General features: G+C 65.6%; 11 protein-coding genes. 8 read left to right on the plus strand and 3 right to left on the minus strand.

Translation table 11 applies throughout. The annotated features are described in order from the left end of the window. Window positions 1–120 precede the first annotated feature (120 nt). From HL671_RS17815 to HL671_RS17845, 7 genes are all read left to right on the plus strand, one after another. Window positions 121–5412, plus strand: coding sequence for a DEAD/DEAH box helicase family protein (locus HL671_RS17815; RefSeq protein WP_172237171.1), 5292 nt, complete (start codon window positions 121–123; stop codon window positions 5410–5412). A 27-nt stretch (window positions 5413–5439) separates the two neighbouring features. After that, window positions 5440–6930, plus strand: a complete 1491-nt coding sequence (locus HL671_RS17820) for a formylglycine-generating enzyme family protein (protein WP_172237180.1) — start codon at window positions 5440–5442, stop codon at window positions 6928–6930. Between the two features lie 9 nt (window positions 6931–6939). After that, window positions 6940–7548, plus strand: a complete 609-nt coding sequence (locus HL671_RS17825) for a DUF4399 domain-containing protein (protein WP_012041583.1) — start codon at window positions 6940–6942, stop codon at window positions 7546–7548. Between the two features lie 855 nt (window positions 7549–8403). Next, entirely contained in the window at window positions 8404–8682 is a 279-nt protein-coding gene (locus tag HL671_RS17830) for a PepSY domain-containing protein (RefSeq protein WP_012041584.1), read from the plus strand. Window positions 8683–8692: 10 nt separating this feature from the next. Next, window positions 8693–9460, plus strand: coding sequence for a cytochrome b/b6 domain-containing protein (locus tag HL671_RS17835; protein ID WP_172237183.1), 768 nt, complete (start codon window positions 8693–8695; stop codon window positions 9458–9460). A gap of 540 nt (window positions 9461–10000) precedes the next feature. Beyond that, window positions 10001–10342 carry a cupredoxin domain-containing protein gene (locus HL671_RS17840; protein WP_012041586.1) on the plus strand — a complete coding sequence of 114 codons (342 nt, stop codon included), beginning with the start codon at window positions 10001–10003 and terminating at the stop codon, window positions 10340–10342. A gap of 216 nt (window positions 10343–10558) precedes the next feature. Further along, complete coding sequence (locus HL671_RS17845) at window positions 10559–12412, plus strand: outer membrane beta-barrel protein (RefSeq protein ID WP_012041587.1); 1854 nt, start codon at window positions 10559–10561, stop codon at window positions 12410–12412. 462 nt (window positions 12413–12874) lie between these two features. Here the strand turns inward: HL671_RS17845 and HL671_RS17850 are convergent, their stop codons facing one another. From HL671_RS17850 to exbB, 3 genes are read right to left on the minus strand one after another with little or no spacing between them, the layout of a single operon-like run. After that, window positions 12875–13666 (minus strand): TonB family protein, encoded by a 792-nt coding sequence (locus tag HL671_RS17850; RefSeq protein WP_012041588.1) that lies wholly within the window; start codon window positions 13664–13666, stop codon window positions 12875–12877. Between the two features lie 26 nt (window positions 13667–13692). Next, on the minus strand, window positions 13693–14148 hold the full coding sequence (gene exbD, locus HL671_RS17855) for a TonB system transport protein ExbD (protein WP_012041589.1): 456 nt from the start codon (window positions 14146–14148) through the stop codon (window positions 13693–13695). A gap of 3 nt (window positions 14149–14151) precedes the next feature. After that, window positions 14152–14976: a tonB-system energizer ExbB gene (gene exbB / locus HL671_RS38010; protein ID WP_172237185.1), complete on the minus strand. Its 825-nt coding sequence runs from the start codon at window positions 14974–14976 to the stop codon at window positions 14152–14154. Window positions 14977–15106: 130 nt separating this feature from the next. Here exbB and HL671_RS38950 point away from each other — a divergent pair, with 130 nt between their 5' ends. Continuing rightward, a complete protein-coding gene (locus HL671_RS38950; RefSeq protein ID WP_172237187.1) occupies window positions 15107–15469 on the plus strand; it encodes a hypothetical protein in 363 nt (120 codons plus the stop codon). The last annotated feature ends 649 nt before the right edge of the window (window positions 15470–16118 follow it).

Here is a 16118-nt window from a genome sequence, read left to right on the forward strand (position 1 = left end):
ACTGTATCCGCTGTTTGATCGCTCCGAGCGCCGTCATCACGGCCCGGGTCGTCCGTGCTGGTCAGCCTCTTGCCGACCTCAGGCCAGTCACATGGCCCAGTCCAGGGAGGGGTTAGCGCGATGAGCCATCCGGTCCATGTGCGGCCTAACGAAAATCATCCGAACGATCGGGCCGCGCCGGTCGGCAGCGCCGAACTCGGTCGGCGGTTGCTCGGCGCGATCACCGCGAGTGGCACGTCGATCGCGGAGTCCGAGTCCTTGTCAGTGGGATCCGACGGGCCGGACGCGTCCAGCACCGTGCCGGTCGGTGAGCCGTTGCGGGACGTGCTTGGGTGTCTGACCGACATCATCCGGTCTGCCGACGCGCCGATCGAGCGCCAGGACCAGCAATGGACAGGGGAGCCCGGTATCACCCTGGACCAGCGGGAGCTGGAAAGCCTGCCGGGCGTCGTGCTCAACACCTTCGATGTCGATGGCCCGGTGTGGCTGGCCGTCGAAGCTCTTGTTGCGACCGATCCGCCGCCGATCGACTCCGATCTGGAGGCCTGGCTCGAACCGTCGTCCGATCCGGATCGGCGGCCACAGCTGCGTGAGAGCGTTGTCGTCACGGTGGGCGAGATCGAGAAGAACCGCCTCACCTTCGCCCGCCATGCGCGGCCTGAGGACTTTTCGCCGTCACCATCCCAGGACGCGTCTGCCGCGGCCTGGACTGGACGACTGCGTCTGGACCAGCGGCCGGATCTTCTGCAGCGGATCGAGCGCTATGTCGCGGGGCCATGGACATCCTGGGCCGATACGGAGCGCGCACGGCGCCGCACCATGGCCATTCACCAGCGGCTGCGCGAGCTCGCCGCCGCGACGGAGGCCGATCCGACCAAGGAGGCCGTGTGGGGGATGGCTCAGGCGTCGTGGCGCCACGCCGGGCGGGACTTCGAGATGCCGCTGTTCGAGCGGCCGGTCGAGATCGAGATCATCGCACGGCCAGATCCCGAGGTGAGGATCCGGCCGCGTTTCGTCGGCACGTCCGTGACCCTCAAAGCCCTTGACGCCTTGGCGCCAGACGCCGCACTCGTCTTGCGCGACAAGCCTGAGACCCTGGTCGAGATGCTCGAGCAGCATGACGAGCTGTCGCCATTCACTCCGATCGGCATCGAGCAAGTCCTGAGTGCAGCGGGCGCGCAGCGCGGTCAGTTGTCGGCCCGAAGCCTCACCGGCTTGGATGACACGGATTCGAGTGAGGGCGTCGACGCCGCGATCTTGCCGGGGCGCTGGGCGATGTCGGTGCGGAGGCGGCCGGAAAGCCGCGCACTGCGCGACATCGAATGTCTGAAGAACGCGATCGAGCACGCGCCGCAAAGCGAATGCTGCCTGACCGCAGCGGTGAGCGCGCTGCTGCCGCAGGCGACCAATCTGGGCCGGGCCAGCGCGCGCCGCCATCTGTCCAGCATCGTCGGCGCTCCGATCAATATCGGGCCGACGACCAAGCCGGTCCTGATCGATCTTGGTGATCTGTTCTTCCCGCGACCGGCCTCGTCCGAGGACGTCGAGGTGGTTCGCGAGCTGTCGCGTTCGGACGGCGTGGTCATCCAGGCGAGCGGGCGCGAGGAGCGCATCCAGGCGCTCGTCAACATCGTCAGCCATCATCTGGCGCTCGGCTCGCGCGTTCTTGTCGTGTCTCGCGACGAGACCGCGCTGACGCTCCTGCATCAGAAGCTGCCGCCAGGCATTCGCGAGCTTTCCGTCAGCTCGACCGGCTCCGACAAGGACGTGCTTAGAAATGCGGAAGTCCTGGCCGACCGGCTGCAGTCGATCGTCGATACCACGAACCTGACTGAACTCGCCGGCCAGATCAGCCGGCTGGAACGCGACATCATCTCCAAGCGCACGCAGACCGCGTCGCTTGATGGCGAGATCGCGGACATCATCGGGCGCCATCTTCGTCTCGCTGGCCCGTCCGAGCTGCCGTTGGATCTGATCAGAGGGCTGACGACGGACCAGGCGCCCGCGTCTTGGTTGGCCGACCGTCCATCTTGCCTGCTCTTCGCCACGGACCCGGTGGTCGCCGCCGTCGAACAGGCGCGCGCGGCGCGGCTGCGGCTTGCCGAGCGGCTCAAGCATATCGACGACGAACTGCCCGAGATTGCCGCGCTGCCCGACGTCGCGTCGATCCTGCGGCTGCACGATGATTTGCGGCAGCAGGCCGCGCTGTCGTCCAATGAGGGGCGCGACGAGGATCTTGCGCTCGATGCGATTGCGGCGTTCGGGCTGGACGCGACCAACCGGCTGGCGGTCGACCTCGATGCGCTGGTCGCGGCTCATCGCGTGATTGCCGACGAGCCCTGGCTTGCCCGGCTGTCGCCGCTCGGTCCCAAGGCCAGCGATATGGCCGGCAGCGTCGATGAGGTCGTTGCCTGGGCGCGGGATGCCTCCTTTCAGCTGTCCCGGGGCGCCGAATTCTCCAGGCGGCAGGTGCAGGTCCCGGTCGAGGCGTTCGCGCGGAAGGACGCAATTCGTGTCGTCGAGCGCCTGGCCGCCGGCGACAAAGCCCTCACTCCGCTTGTGCGCGTGCGCAGGGCGTTGAGGGTTGCGATCGATGCCATCACCGTGGACGGGCTGCCGCCATCGACGCCGGCAGACTGGCAATATGTCGGGCGCTTCCTGCTCTGGCGGCGCGATCTGCAGACGCTGCGGACGCGATGGACGGCGATTGCGGTCAAGCTCGGCGCTCCCGCCATCGAGCTGGAAGCTGCGCGGGCGTTCGACGATCTCGAGCGGATCGTCAGGAATATCGATGCCGCGATCGTGACGGCGACGTTGGCCATCCGCAATGTCGTCGATGCCTGCCGCAAAATGTCGGTGCCGGACAGCGAGGCCACCGCGATGCTGGCGGATGTCGGGAGGCCGACAGCGCTTGGCGCCGCGATCCGCAGCGTCATGGCGCGGGTCTCCGGTCCGCTCGTCGAACTGGCGCGCGTGGGCGAGCTGTTTGCCGGTGCAGGAGAGCTGGCAACGACCGTTCAGGCCGACGTTCTCTCGCTGATCGGCGATGCCGAGGTGGAGGCGCACGACATTGAGACACGCTGGCGCGGCTTGATCGCAACGATCGAGGCCATCGCGCGGGCCGGCGACGATTATCGCATCGTCAGGACGGCCAGCCGGCTGGTGCTCGAAGCCGGTGCGCCGCATTTTGCCGATCGGATCAGGAAAGAGCCGGCAACCACCGCCGCGGACCCGGTGCTGCTGCCCGATTGGGTGACGGCCTGGAACATGGCCGCGCTGGCGCGGATCGACCGAGCCGACGAGCGTCGGCTGTTGCAAGACCTCGTCGCTCAGCGCCTGCGGCTCGAAAGCCGATCGCTTGCCTTGTTCGAGGCGGTGATCAGCGCCCGAGCCACCCTCGGCATCGCGCAGAACGCCAGCGCTGCCGTCAGGCAGTCGCTCAAGCGTTTCAGGGAGACGATGCGCACCATGGTCTCTGCCTGTTCTGGTCCTGCCGCGCGCCGTCTGCGCTTGGCCGCGCGCAGATCGCTGGAAGGCTGGTTCGAGGAAATCCCGTGCCATGTCATGCCCGCCTGGCGCGTCGCCGAGCTGCTTCCAGCGCGGATCGGGACGTTCGATCTCGTGGTCATCGATCATGCTTCGCGCTCGGACCTGCGCGAGCTGACGGCCATGCTGCGCGCTCGCAAGGTGGTGGTGAGCGACGAGCGGCGCGACCGCCGGGTCGATGGCGACCTGGAGTCAAGGATAGGCGTCGAGGATCCGAAGACGGCGCGAGGCGGCATGCCCGTCGCGCTTCGTCGCCTGCTGCTGCCCGACGCCTCGCTGCGCGATCTGGCCGAGATCCTGTTCCCGGATCGCGTGATCAACCTGCGCGCTCCGTCGCGCGGGATCGAGGCCAGCCCGGTCGCTCCGCAGCCTCCGGCCAAAATGGCGGCGCCGGTCGCGCGGCCGAGCTCGCCAGCCAAGCCGGTCGCGACGCTCGACATCTCGGCGAAACGACGAGCGGCCCAGCCGGCCACTGCCCCGCATACGCTCGAGGAGGAGATCGCCACGGTCGCCAAATATCTCTCGCTGGCCCGCCGGTCCGGTGCAGAGCTTCCGGCCGTAGCCAGGACCCGCATCGGGGCTCCGGTCCCGCACATCCGCGCCGAGCGGGGCGCCGATGACAGATCATTCGACGCGACATTCGCAAAGGAGCCTGTTGCCAAGGAGTCTGCCAACGCTGCTCGCAAGCCGTCGCCGGATGTCCGCATCTTCCGTCGCCGTTCGGCCGCAGCGGTGCCAGTGGAGCCGTCGAGCTCCGCTGCTTTAGAACCGTCCGTTGTCGTTGCGACTGATCCGCCGGTGCCGCCCGTGCCTGAACAGCTGCCGGTGCCGCCGCCCCCGCGCGACGAACCCCCGCCGGTCGCCGCCGCTGCGGATCCTGAGCCGTCCGGGGCCGACACGCAGCCGAATGCGGCACCGCCGGCTCCAGTCGCGCAGGCCGCGCTGGAATCGACCGTCGACACGCCCGCCAGCACGGAAGCCGCGGAGCAGCCGCAGCAGCATGCAGCCTCGTCCGAGTCCAGGATTCACCGCTCTCTGGTCGAGATGGCGTTCCAGGCGACCGAGAGCGCGACAGCACCGCGCCGTCGCTTGCCGCGGCGACGCGTGATGGCCCTTGCCGCGGTCGGCCTGCTGGCCGTCATTGGCGCGGCGCTGTCCTGGGAGCGGGCCGTCGACTATCTCAACGCGCCCTCGACCGTAGCGGCGGTCGACCCGGCGCCGCCTGCGGAGGCGCCGCCTCGCACGGCGGAGGTTGTGCAGGCTGCGCCGGACGCAAAGCCTGCGACGGCCAATGAAGAGCGTGTGACGGTCGGACAGAGTGTCGCGGTGGCGGCGCCGGCCACCGCTCAGGCGTTTCTCTATCACGAGGATCCACAGGATCCGAAAGGCAAGCGCTTCGCCGGCAAAGTGACCTGGTCGCTCGAGCAGGGCAAGGGACCACGGGTGAACGCCGCGCCCGTGCTCAAAGGCGAGATCGAGATCGAGAACGGCATGAAGGCGACGCTGTCGCTGCGGCGGAATGACGATCAGGAACTGCCGGCGAGCCATGTCCTGGATCTGAGCTTCGCCTGGCCGGACCAGACCACGGGACTGAGCAGCATGAGGGGCATCGGTTTGAAGGGCGCGGAGGCGGAGCGCGGAACGGCGCTGGCCACCCAGACCGCGAGGGTCACGCCACGGATGTTCATGGTCGCGTTGTCGGCCAATGAGGTCGATGCCAAGCGCAACGTGCTGCTTCTGAAGGGCAAGCAATGGTTCGACATCCCGATCGTGTACGAGGGCGGCAACCGGGCGCTGTTGTCGATCGAGAAGGGACCCGACGGCGACCGCGTGTTCAACGACGCATTCGCCAATTGGGGCCAGTAGACGGACCGGCAGCGTGGCGAGGACAGCATGAGCGAGAGTTCGACGTTGCAATGGCTGCGGGCGCCCAGGCTCGCCGAGGACACGCTGCCGCCTGAGTCGCTGAAGGTGGAGTGCCGGCGCTGCGGCCGTTCGGTGCAGGTGTCGCTGAGTGCGATGCGCCCACCGGGTTTCCTGCACGTCGACGATCAAGTGGCATGTCCCGAGATCCAGGAACGCTGGACCGGCAACGGCAGCGGCGGATTGCTGCTGATGATGTGCGGGGCGTTGGAGCAATCGCTCGATCCCGTCTCGGACATCGAACATCATGAGGCGGCGGTACAATACGAGCCGGCGCCGCTCGTCGCGCAGCGGATCGCTCCGCAGCCGATGAAGCTGTCCCCGCCGAGCTGGGACGACAGCGCGGATGATCAGGAAGAAGCGGAGCGGACCGGCCGGCTGCACGTCCTGCTTGCGCGGTTTGTCGAACACCGCAAGGCGTTCATCCGGGTCACCGTCGGGGTCGTTGCACTGGTCGTGGTGGCGGTGGGCGGTGTGCTCCTGCCGCTGCGCAATCTGCAGATTCTGATCCAGGCTCCGCCTGGACTCTCCGCCGTCTCGCTGCAGAGGGAGCCGTTGCCAACCTCGGTCGCGGTGCGCCGAACCACGATGGATGCGGCCGCGCCGTCAACCCAGGCGCCGTCAACCCAGGCGCCGTCGAGCCAGCGAACGCCGTCAGCACCGCCGGTTGCCATGCGCCAGCCGCAGGCCGCGGACCCGTTGCCGCTGCCCGAGGGGCCGTCGGCCGGAAACCCGAAGCCGGTCGTGTTGGCGGATGCCGCCAGCGCGCAGCCGAAGCTGCGCGTGCCCGAGACGGTCGCGATCCCCGGGGGAACGTTTGCTATGGGCGGCGAGGACGATTCCGAGCAGCCCGTTCACCAGGTCAGCATCCGGCCATTTGCGATGGGCAAATATCCGGTGACGGTCGGAGAGTGGAAGGCGTGTGTCGCGGCGGGAAGCTGTGCCGACATCGCCGCTGGAAGCGACGATCAACCGGTCACCAATGCGAGCTACGACGACGCGCAAGCCTATCTCGGCTGGCTCGCCAAGGTGACCGGCAAGGCATTCCGGCTGCCGACCGAGGCCGAATGGGAATACGCCGCTCGCGCCGGGCGGCGCAGCAAATATTGGTGGGGGGATCGCATGCGCCCGGGCATGGCGAACTGCAAGGGCTGCAACACTGCCAGCGAGGCGTCCGACGCTGCGCAACCCCTGAAGGTCGGAAGCTTCGCCGCCAACCCGTTCGGCCTGTTCGACATGGGCGGCGAAGTGGCCCAGTGGGTCGCGGACAATTGGCACAAATCCTACAAGGGAGCCCCGGCGGACGGGGCGGCATGGCTCGATGACGGCAGCTACGCCCGTGTGATCCGCTCCGGCTCCTGGAGCAATGGCGCAGCCGATGCGCGCGCGGGCAGCCGCGACCGCTACGATGGCCGCATCCGTCATCCCACGCTCGGTTTCCGGGTCGCGCTTACACCATAAAGGACCAGCATGCGGCCGACGCTGTCTGTGCGACTTTGTCTCATCCTGATGATCTCCCTCGTTCCGGCCATCGCCTCGGCCAAGGGCACGAAGTCTCCGAAGGATGCCAAAGTGTATTTCATCTCGCCGTCCGACGGCGAGACCGTGAGCGGAGCGTTCTGGTGCCGCTTCGGCCTGCGCAACATGGGTGTGACGCATGCCGGCGACGACTTCGCCGGCAGTGGCCATCACCATCTGCTGATCGACGTCGATGAGACGATGGAAGCCGGACAGCAGATTCCGCGTGACAAGAAGCACATTCACTACGCGGCCGGCGAGACCGAGGCGAGAATCGAACTGTCGCCCGGCAAGCATACGCTGCAGCTGGTGGTCGGGGATGCCAAGCATCTAAATTTCGATCCGCCCGTGGTCTCCGAGAAGATCATGATCACCGTCGGCAAGCCGAACGCGTCGGACGATCAGGCGCGTGCGAGCAGGGCGATGAGCGAGCGGCGGAAGATCCAGGAGCGCGCTTTGCAGGCTGAGCCGCAGCAGCCGCAACAGCTGGTGACGCCAGAGATGACGAAGTCTCCCGAAAGTTCCGACTTCATCAGCCGCGTCTTCTCAGGAACGAAGTAGTCGGCCCAGTACGGCTCGGCTCGGCTGGCTCCAGGTGCATCTGCCTCGCTGACGATGCGGGTTGACTGATGTCGAAACGCGCGTCACGGCGGACCGGCCCTCCCCACGCAGCGTTACGCGGTGACCTCGCGCAGGCAGACCGCCGGACATGGCCACGCATCTGGCCCCACGGCGATGGCCGTTCCTGACCTCTCCGGGACGTGGTTGCGGAGACGTGAGACGACTCCTTGCCCATGCAGCGATCCGTCCGCCTGGTCGGCGGAGCGCACCGGTGAGGGCCGCGATCGCAAGCGAGATCAACGTCAACGGTCGTTGTGCGCCCGGATGGGCGTAACGCGGCAGCCATCGGATATCAGAGTGGCTCGGGGCGCTGTTCCGACAGCTGAAGCCGTGGGTTCAAGAAAAATATTTTCGAGACCGATTGTCGCATCCTGCGATCGTGCGCTCGCATCCCGCCCCAACATCGTCACAGCTGCAATCCGGCAGCAGTGTGGTGGTCTGCACGTGTCCGCTGGCACCGGCCACGCGCGCCGCACGCAAGCGTGCCGCTGCAGTGACAATAGTTGCTTGCGAATCAATGTCAGTTGCATTCGCGTTTGTATCGCATCCGATCACCGACATGAGCAGGCGGCAAGGACGGATCGACATCGTTTCATCTCAGCTGCAACGTAGTTGGGTCCGGAGCCCAGCGACAATGCGGCGACATGCGGGGCGACTCGGGTCGAGCGTGCGCGATTGTGCACGGCTGTGGCGGCGGGCGCCGTCCAAGTTTCGTTGAAATCCCACTCCTCTTTGTGGTCTCGCGCTCAGCGCGGTGCATGCGCGCAATGGCGCAGGTTTGGAGGAGATTTGATAATGAAGGTCATCAGGATCATGGTCGTTGCGCTCGCCGCAGCCGCGGCATCGGGCTCCGTTGCCCTGGCCGACGGCTACAAGGATTGCACCAAGCTCGACAAGGCGTCGTGGAAGACCGTGGCGGACGCGGAAGCCAAGGCGAAGTCGGCGGGCTATGAGGTTCGCCAGACCAAGATCGAGGGCACCTGCTACGAAGTCTATGGCGTCAAGAGCGGCAAGCTCTATGAGCTGTTCTATAGCCCCGAGGATCTCGCGCTGAAGCATACGAAGGCGAAGTGATCTGACGATCATGCGTGACGCAGGACAGGCGCGAGAGCGCGTCGCTTCCAGAACGTCGGCGCGCCCGGGATCGAAAACCGTTGCGGTCTGGGATGTCCCGCTGCGCGTCTGGCACTGGGCTCTCGCGGCCTTCGTGCTCATCGCCTGCGTCACGCCCAATACTCACGATGCTCTGCACCGGACGGCAGGCTATGCCGTGATTGGCCTGCTCGCATTCAGGCTGATCTGGGGTGTCATCGGCACCCGTCATTCGCTGCTCGCGCGGATCAGTCTCAAGCTGCGCGCAGCCCCCCGCTACATGATCAACATCTTTCGCGGCGAGACTGGGCGCTATCTCGGGCTGAACCCGGCAGGCGCGGCGATGCTGGTGGCGATGGTCGGGCTGCTGTTCATTTCGACCATCAGCGGGGTCATGCAGGTCTCGCTCCGCTTTTTCGGTGTCTGGTGGATCCAGGAGGCGCATTCGCTGTCCTCCAACGCGATCATGGCGCTGATCGGAGTCCACCTGCTCGGAACGTTGTGGATGAGCGTGCTGCAGAAGGAGAATCTGGCACGGGCGATGTTCACCGGACGTAAGCGGATGCCGGGATCTACGCCAGCGGCGAGACAACCGGCTGGCCCTGTGGAAGAGGGCGCGGACGTTGCACCGGCGGAGCAGGTTTCGATGGTGCCCGAGCTGCCGCCTCATCGGGTCAATCCACAGGTCGCGGGCGTCAAGCCCTCGCCCCGTATGCCGCGGGCCCTCAGCACCTATGACAGGAAGCTCGGCCTCGGCTGAGATCACGAGCGATGCTGTCCCATACGTGCAACATCGCGTTACGCATGAGCCTGTCCGCCGTCATGCAAATCGTTCGACGCATCCGATACGCTGATCACTCATGTGCAGTGATCGGCGACGCGGGCGATCAGGCGGATGGCGTCCTGGCGTCGTGCAGGCATGCGATGTCTGATGGCGTTTTCGGGTCGGCATGGCTGACGTAGTGGATGCGCAGGCCAACCCAACTCAAGTCGTTCACCATCCGCACGCGATGAGGTGAGTTGTGAGCGCTTTTCATCGATGCGCTGCGATGAAGGCAGCTCTTTCGCTGTGCTGAAATGGCACGAGATGATGCGTGAGAGGCTCTTGCGGAGGGGGCTGACGAAGCCGCGACTAATAAACTTCGCGAATTGTCGCACACAATGATTTCGTCAAGTTTCGACACGGCAAATCGCCGCATTCTGTAACTTATATTAGTTCTACGAACGCCGCGCGATCTCCAGGGCGGGTGCGCAAATGGCGAATTCGAGACAGACTGGTTCGGGGACAGGGATATAAGCCATGATGCGATTTGGAAAAGCAGGACTCCTGGGGGGCGCCGCGCTGCTGATCGCGGCGATTGCGTCGCCGGCGAGCGCCGCGGAGACCACCATCGAGATTTCAGTCAAGGACAACAAGTTTCAGCCCGCGGAGCTGAAGGCGCCGGCCGACACACCGATCGTGTTCAAGGTCAAGAATCTCGACGGCGCACCGGTGGAGTTCGAGAGCGAGCCTCTCCAGTTCGAGACCGTGATCAAGCCGAACATGGAAGGCGTGGTGAAGGTCAAGGCGCAGAAGCCTGGACGCTACGAATTCTTCGATGACTTCCATCAGGGCAACAAGGGCACCTTGGTGGTGGAATAGGCGCATCCGGCTGGGGCCCTCGGTGTGCCCGGGCAGGCGACGATCAAGCGCCACGTGGGGCCATCTCGCGGCTGGCATGCGCCGTCTCGATCAGCCGGTGGATTCGGGGCCTCACAATCCTTCGAAGGCGGCCAGCCTGTGCCGGCCGCCAGCCCATCGACGTCTGCGAGTCGCGGCCCGTCGGGTGGTGCCGCGCTTCACGGGAGACACGTCTTTTTGCAACGGGCAGGACGAGAGAGCATCAGTCCCAGTTGTCGCGATCGCCGCGGCGTGCTGCCGCGTCCGGACGAGGCGGTGGCGATCACTGTGTTGTTCGTGCTGCTGGTCGAGTCTGCTCCGTCGTATGCCCAGAGCCAGGCGCGCGCCTATGCTGATCCCGGCACGATCGACGGTGGCCCTGTGGTCGTCGTGCCCAATCGCAAGCGGCCGCCGGCGCGGCCCGCCAATGGCAACGGTCCTGTCGTCATCCCGCAGATGATCATCGCTCCTGGCGGCAACGAGCCGGAGCAGGAGCCGAAGTCCGCAGCTGCCCAGCCGGACGAGCGCACGCCGCCGCGACCGAAATCGCCGATCGATCCTGCGGCCGGTGCGCTTCCGCAGGCCACGCGCCGCGAGCCGGCGCCGCGCCTCGCCCCGGTTCGCAACGGCTTCTTCGGCGCGCCCTCCGCCGGCCTTCTGGTTGGAGGCTGCCTGGCGACGCCAGGCCGTCTGGTGCCGACCAACGTGCCCAATCGCTGCCTGGACGCATTGGCCTTCGCTGTGAGCCCGCCCCCGGCCACCCGCGGCGTGCTGCCACGAAACCTGCCGCCGATTCCGCGGCAGGACGCGCAACCGATTCCGCCGGTTTTGGCGGACAAGCCTCGCATGAAGCTGCCGCCGGTGAACAAGGGCAAGCCGCAGGAGCCGCAGCCTCAGCCGCCACCGATGATGGATGAGGATCCCTACGAGCCCAAGGGCATTACGGTGGGAAACTTCATCCTGAAGCCTGCGTTCGAAATGTCGTCAGGCTTCGACAGCAATCCGGGCCGCGTGCCCAAAGGAGCGGGCTCCGGCTTCGTCAGCGTTGCACCGGTCCTGCTCGTGCGTTCGCAGTTCGAGCGCCATCTGCTCAATGCCGATGTGCGCGTCGGCTATATCGACTATGCAAAGCTCCGGCAGCTCAGCAGGCCTACCGTCGACGCCAAGGTGAATGGGCGCTACGACATCACCGATACGTTTGCGATCAACGGCGAGGGCCACGTTGCCGTCGATGCCGATGATCCCGGTACGCCGCGCTTCGCCGGGCGGTTCGCCAAGATCCCGTTGGCCTCGACCGTCGGCGGCTCGGCCGGCGTGACCAAGAGGTTCGAGGAGATCGAAATCTCGACCAAGGCGGCAATCGATCGCGTCGCGTTCCAGAACGCGCCGCTTATCGACGGCCAGATCGTCAGCAATGCCGATCGCAACTTCGTTCAGTACGGCTCGCAAAGCCGCGTGACCTACAACCTGACGCCGGAGATTCGGCCGTTCGTCGATGTCGCGGTCGACCGGCGCGTTCATGACATCGCTGTCGATGCGGAAGGCTTCCGCAGAGATTCGACCGGGACGGCCGTCGAAGCCGGCGTGACGTTCGCCTATGCCGACAAGCTGACCGGCGACGTCGCTGTCGGCTATCTCACGCGGCGCTACCAGGATCCGATGCTGAAGCCGGTCAGTGGCTTCATTGCCGATGCGAACCTGACCTGGCAATACGCCAAGGAGACGGCGATCATGTTCGGCGCCAAGTCCCAGGTGGTGGAGATCACCGAGCCAGGGATCTCCGGCGTGCTCAAGCGCGACGTCACCGTCGGCATCGAGCACCAGTTCGAGCCTTGGCTCGTGGGCACGTTCCTTGCCGGCTATGGCCAGGACGCGTTCACCGGGACCACGCGGGTGGACAATCGTTACCTGGTCGAGCTCGGCATGCTCTACAAATTCTCCCGCCTGCTGCAGTTGAGGGCCAGCGTCCGGCGCGAGGAGACCCGGTCCAACTTCCGGGAGAACGATCTCTCTGCCACCGTCGTTCAGGTCGGCGCCAGGGTGCAGTATTAGCGCATGGCGCTGGCGGCGCGACGAAGCCCGCCTCTCACGACGGGGTGGCGCGCTCACTTTCCCAACGATGCCAATGATCCGGTCCATCTTGCTGTTTGCTGATCCAGATGAATTCGTCGGGGGAGCGTCTGTCTCGTGCACGTCGGTCATCCGTCGACTGTCGAGCTCATTCCACCCGACATTCATTACAACAGCCTTGCTCCGCGACGATTCTTGTGGCTGAGGCGCCGCCGTGACGGTGAAGCCCTGATGATGGCGAGAGCGGCGGCTCGCAACGAGGAGGGCGGTCGCTGAGCGATCCGTGATGTCTCGGCGCCGCGCCGGCATCCACGATCTTGCGAGCTCAGATGATCGGTTGCGATCGGCTCGCGTGGCTGACATCGAGCCGGGCGAAACGAAAAGGCAGCGCCCGCGCGGTCGCGAACGCTGCCAAGTCTGCAGATGCACGCGCTGCAGCGCGTGCTATTTATTCTTCTGATTGAAGTTCACATCGATGCTGAAGCTGAACTGGTCGTCGGTCAGTCCCGAGGGCGGCGCCGGCACCGGATCGGAGCGGTGGATCATCGACAGCGCCGCCTGATCGAATACCGAATCCCCGGAGGACTGCATGACCGAGGCCGACATCACCTTGCCGGCCCGGCTCAGCACCAGCGCGACCTTGACCGTGCCGTTGCGCTTCTTGCCCTCCGGATAGCGCTTGTGAAGTTCGAAATAGGCGCTGATCTTGCGTCCCCAATCATTGGTCAGCTTCTGCTTGTCCTTGCCCATTCCCGGATTGGGCGCCTTGGCAGTCTCGGCCGGTGGCGCCGCCTCGTCGAGCGCCTTGCGCGCCGATTCTTCCTGGGCAGCCGACGCGACCGAGGCCTCGGCCTGCTGGACCGCCTGCTGCTGCTCCTCTTTTTCCGGCTTCTTCGGGTCGTTCATCGTGACGACGCGATCAGCCTCCTCCTCGGTCTCGGTTGGCTTGTCCTTGACCGCGTCGGACTCCTTGACCTCAGCCGTCTGCTGCATCTGCTCCGGCGCGGCTTCCGCCGCGTCGCTGTCCGGTCCGGCCGGAAGATCATTGTCCTCGACCTGGGGCGAGGCCATCTCGAGTGCGAACTCCGCGCCATTGGCGCCGAGCCCACCATCCGTCTCCTGGCCGTTGAGATGGACGACAGCGAGCGCGGCGCCGCCGCCGTGCAACATCAGCGCTCCGATCGCCGCCGAGATCCACAAGCGGCGCGACGCTCCCTGATACTTGTGTTCGACCATTCTACACTTCCATCGTTGATGAGGGATCAATGCACAGGCTGAGCGGTCGCGGCCGCCTGCGAAACGCCTTCGACGGTGACGAGCTTGATCTTCGAATAGCCGCCGGTGCGCAGCAACTCCATCACATCCATCAGCTCGCCATAGGGTACCCCGCGGTCCGCGCGCAGGAAGACGAACTTGTCCTTGGTCGCCTCCGGGATGTGCTCGAGCGAACCGACCAGGCTTGCTCGTTTCACCTGCTCCTCGCCGACGAACAATGTCAGATCCGGCTTGATGCTGACATAGATCGGCTTGTCCGGCTTCTTCTGCGGCGTGGCCGTCGAGGTTGGAAGGTCGACCGGCACGTCGACCGTCGAGAGCGGGGCCGCCACCATGAAGATGATGAGCAGCACCAGGATGACGTCGATGAACGGGGTGACGTTGATGTCGCTGGATTCGCCGAGATCATCGTCACCATCGGCTTCCGAGAGAGAAACAGCCATGGCTTACTCCGCAGCGAGCGCCATTGGAGGCGCGGCGTGGACGTGGATCGGCTCGAAGCGCTGACCGTGAGTGCTGTGATGGCCCTGGCCGCGATCAAGATCACGCGACAGCATGCGCGCGGTCGCGCCGGAGGAGCGGCTGACCAGCTCCATGTAGCCTTTGGTCACGCGGGTGAAGTGATTGTAGATGATGACGGCGGGAATGGCGGCCACGAGTCCGATCGCTGTTGCGAGCAGCGCTTCGGCGATGCCGGGGGCGACGACGGCAAGGTTCGTCGTCTGCGATTTGGAAATGCCGATGAAGCTGTTCATGATGCCCCAGACGGTGCCGAACAGTCCGACGAACGGCGAGATCGAGCCGATCGTGGCGAGCAGGCCCATTCCGGTGCGGCAGCGCCGTCCTTCCGCGCGCACGATTTCGGCGAAGCTCGATGCGGCCCGTTCGTTGACGCCGTGAGACGGCAGCTCCGAGGACATTCGGATCTCATGCATCGCGGCGTCGATCATGGTGGTGAGTACGCTTTCGCGCGAGCCGAGCGCGAGCTTGGCTTCCGACAGCCAGCGCACATCGGCGACCTTGTGCAAGGCGCGCTTCAACTTGCGGCGGAGCATGGCGAATTCGATGGTCTTCGCGATGAACACGGTCCAGGTCGCGAGCGAGGCCAGCGCAAGACCCATCATCACGGCTTTGACCAGGATGTCGGCGGCCAGGAACATCGACCAGGGCGACAGATCGTGCGGCACGTGAGACGCCGCCTGAGCACCGCCCTGACCGGGCTTCTCGGCCTGATCCTTGGCCTTGTCCGCGGTTGCTGCTGGATCGGTCACCGCTTCTGTGGATGTGGCGGTCGAAGGTTGCGCGTCGCTTGCAGTGGTGGTCGAGGCAGATCCCTGCGAAGCGGCTGCGGCTTGAGCGGGCGCTGTCGCGACCGGAGCGGAACTATTCGCCTGCGCGCCCGTGCCGGGCTGGGCCGCAGCAGCCTGTGCGGCCGGCTGCGGCGGCGTCGGCGTCGTGATCGCCTGCGCGCTGTTGATGGGCTTGGCTGCCGTCGCCGGAGTTGCCGACGCATTTGAGGCTGCCGGCGCAGCGTTCGCTGCAGGTGACGGCACTCCTGCCATCGGCGAACTCTGCGCGAGTCTTGCTGCTGCTGCTGGCGCTGGATTGGTTGCTGAAGTCTGTGGCGCAACGGTAGCCTGGCCAGGTCTCGGCGAGGTGGCTGCCTGCTCGGCCTGCGCCGCCGCGCCGGCCGAAACGATTGCGATCACCGCTCCTGCGCGAAGAACGATCCTGAACATGTTGCTGCACATCCTTTGTAGTTAATTTCCTTGTAATGTTTCGAGACTTAACGGGGCTGTTTTGAGACGGCGCGTTGTCTCAAAGCGGGAACATCGACGTTCGCGCGCAATGCCGTGGACAGGATGCCGAGCGAGGGATTGCGCTGCACGATCGACTGACCGCAGTTCTAGCGCGGCGATCACATGCTAACTCCCTGAAAGTTCTGGTGTGCTACGATGCCGCGGCGGCAAGGCGCGCCGTGTCCGATCGTTCTCGTCACGCAAATGCCGTCGTTCGGTCTTCCATCGATTCTAATTAGTCGTGTGACGGACCGGTTTGGCGCGGCGGTGCAGGGCGGGATCGGCGGGAGATGTCGACTCTGCCGCTTTCGCCGTTGCAGAGCGATGTGGGCGTCGAAGGCTCGCAGTCGCTGCAGAGTCGCGAAATGCACGATGGCGGGAGCGATGGTCCAGTCGCCCAGGCGACGGCGATCGCAACGCGGAGCCGGGGACGGCTCGGCCGCAATCACATCCGACGAGCGGGGGCCGCCGGGCGGCGGTCGAATCAAGCAGTCAATGAAATTGAAAGGATTAGATAAGACGAGCCGGGCTGCATCACTCTGCAACCCGGCTGTGCCACTTTGTCTGAATTGATCAAGAACCGGAGACCAGCCCGGAACATGATCTCCGACCGG

Source organism: Bradyrhizobium denitrificans, assembly GCF_013179005.1.
In the GTDB taxonomy this organism is placed as follows: Bacteria; Pseudomonadota; Alphaproteobacteria; order Rhizobiales; family Xanthobacteraceae; genus Bradyrhizobium; species Bradyrhizobium denitrificans.

Excerpts from the sequence above, each read along its gene's own strand:
- HL671_RS17815 (WP_172237171.1), top strand. The coding sequence starts at position 121 with ATGAGCCATCCGGTCCATGTGCGGCCTAACGAAAATCATCCGAACGAT.
- HL671_RS17840 (WP_012041586.1), top strand. The coding sequence starts at position 10,001 with ATGATGCGATTTGGAAAAGCAGGACTCCTGGGGGGCGCCGCGCTGCTG.
- HL671_RS17830 (WP_012041584.1), top strand. The coding sequence starts at position 8,404 with ATGAAGGTCATCAGGATCATGGTCGTTGCGCTCGCCGCAGCCGCGGCA.
- HL671_RS17835 (WP_172237183.1), top strand. The coding sequence starts at position 8,693 with ATGCGTGACGCAGGACAGGCGCGAGAGCGCGTCGCTTCCAGAACGTCG.
- HL671_RS17825 (WP_012041583.1), top strand. The coding sequence starts at position 6,940 with ATGCGGCCGACGCTGTCTGTGCGACTTTGTCTCATCCTGATGATCTCC.
- exbD (WP_012041589.1), bottom strand. The coding sequence starts at position 14,148 with ATGGCTGTTTCTCTCTCGGAAGCCGATGGTGACGATGATCTCGGCGAA.
- HL671_RS17850 (WP_012041588.1), bottom strand. The coding sequence starts at position 13,666 with ATGGTCGAACACAAGTATCAGGGAGCGTCGCGCCGCTTGTGGATCTCG.
- HL671_RS17820 (WP_172237180.1), top strand. The coding sequence starts at position 5,440 with ATGAGCGAGAGTTCGACGTTGCAATGGCTGCGGGCGCCCAGGCTCGCC.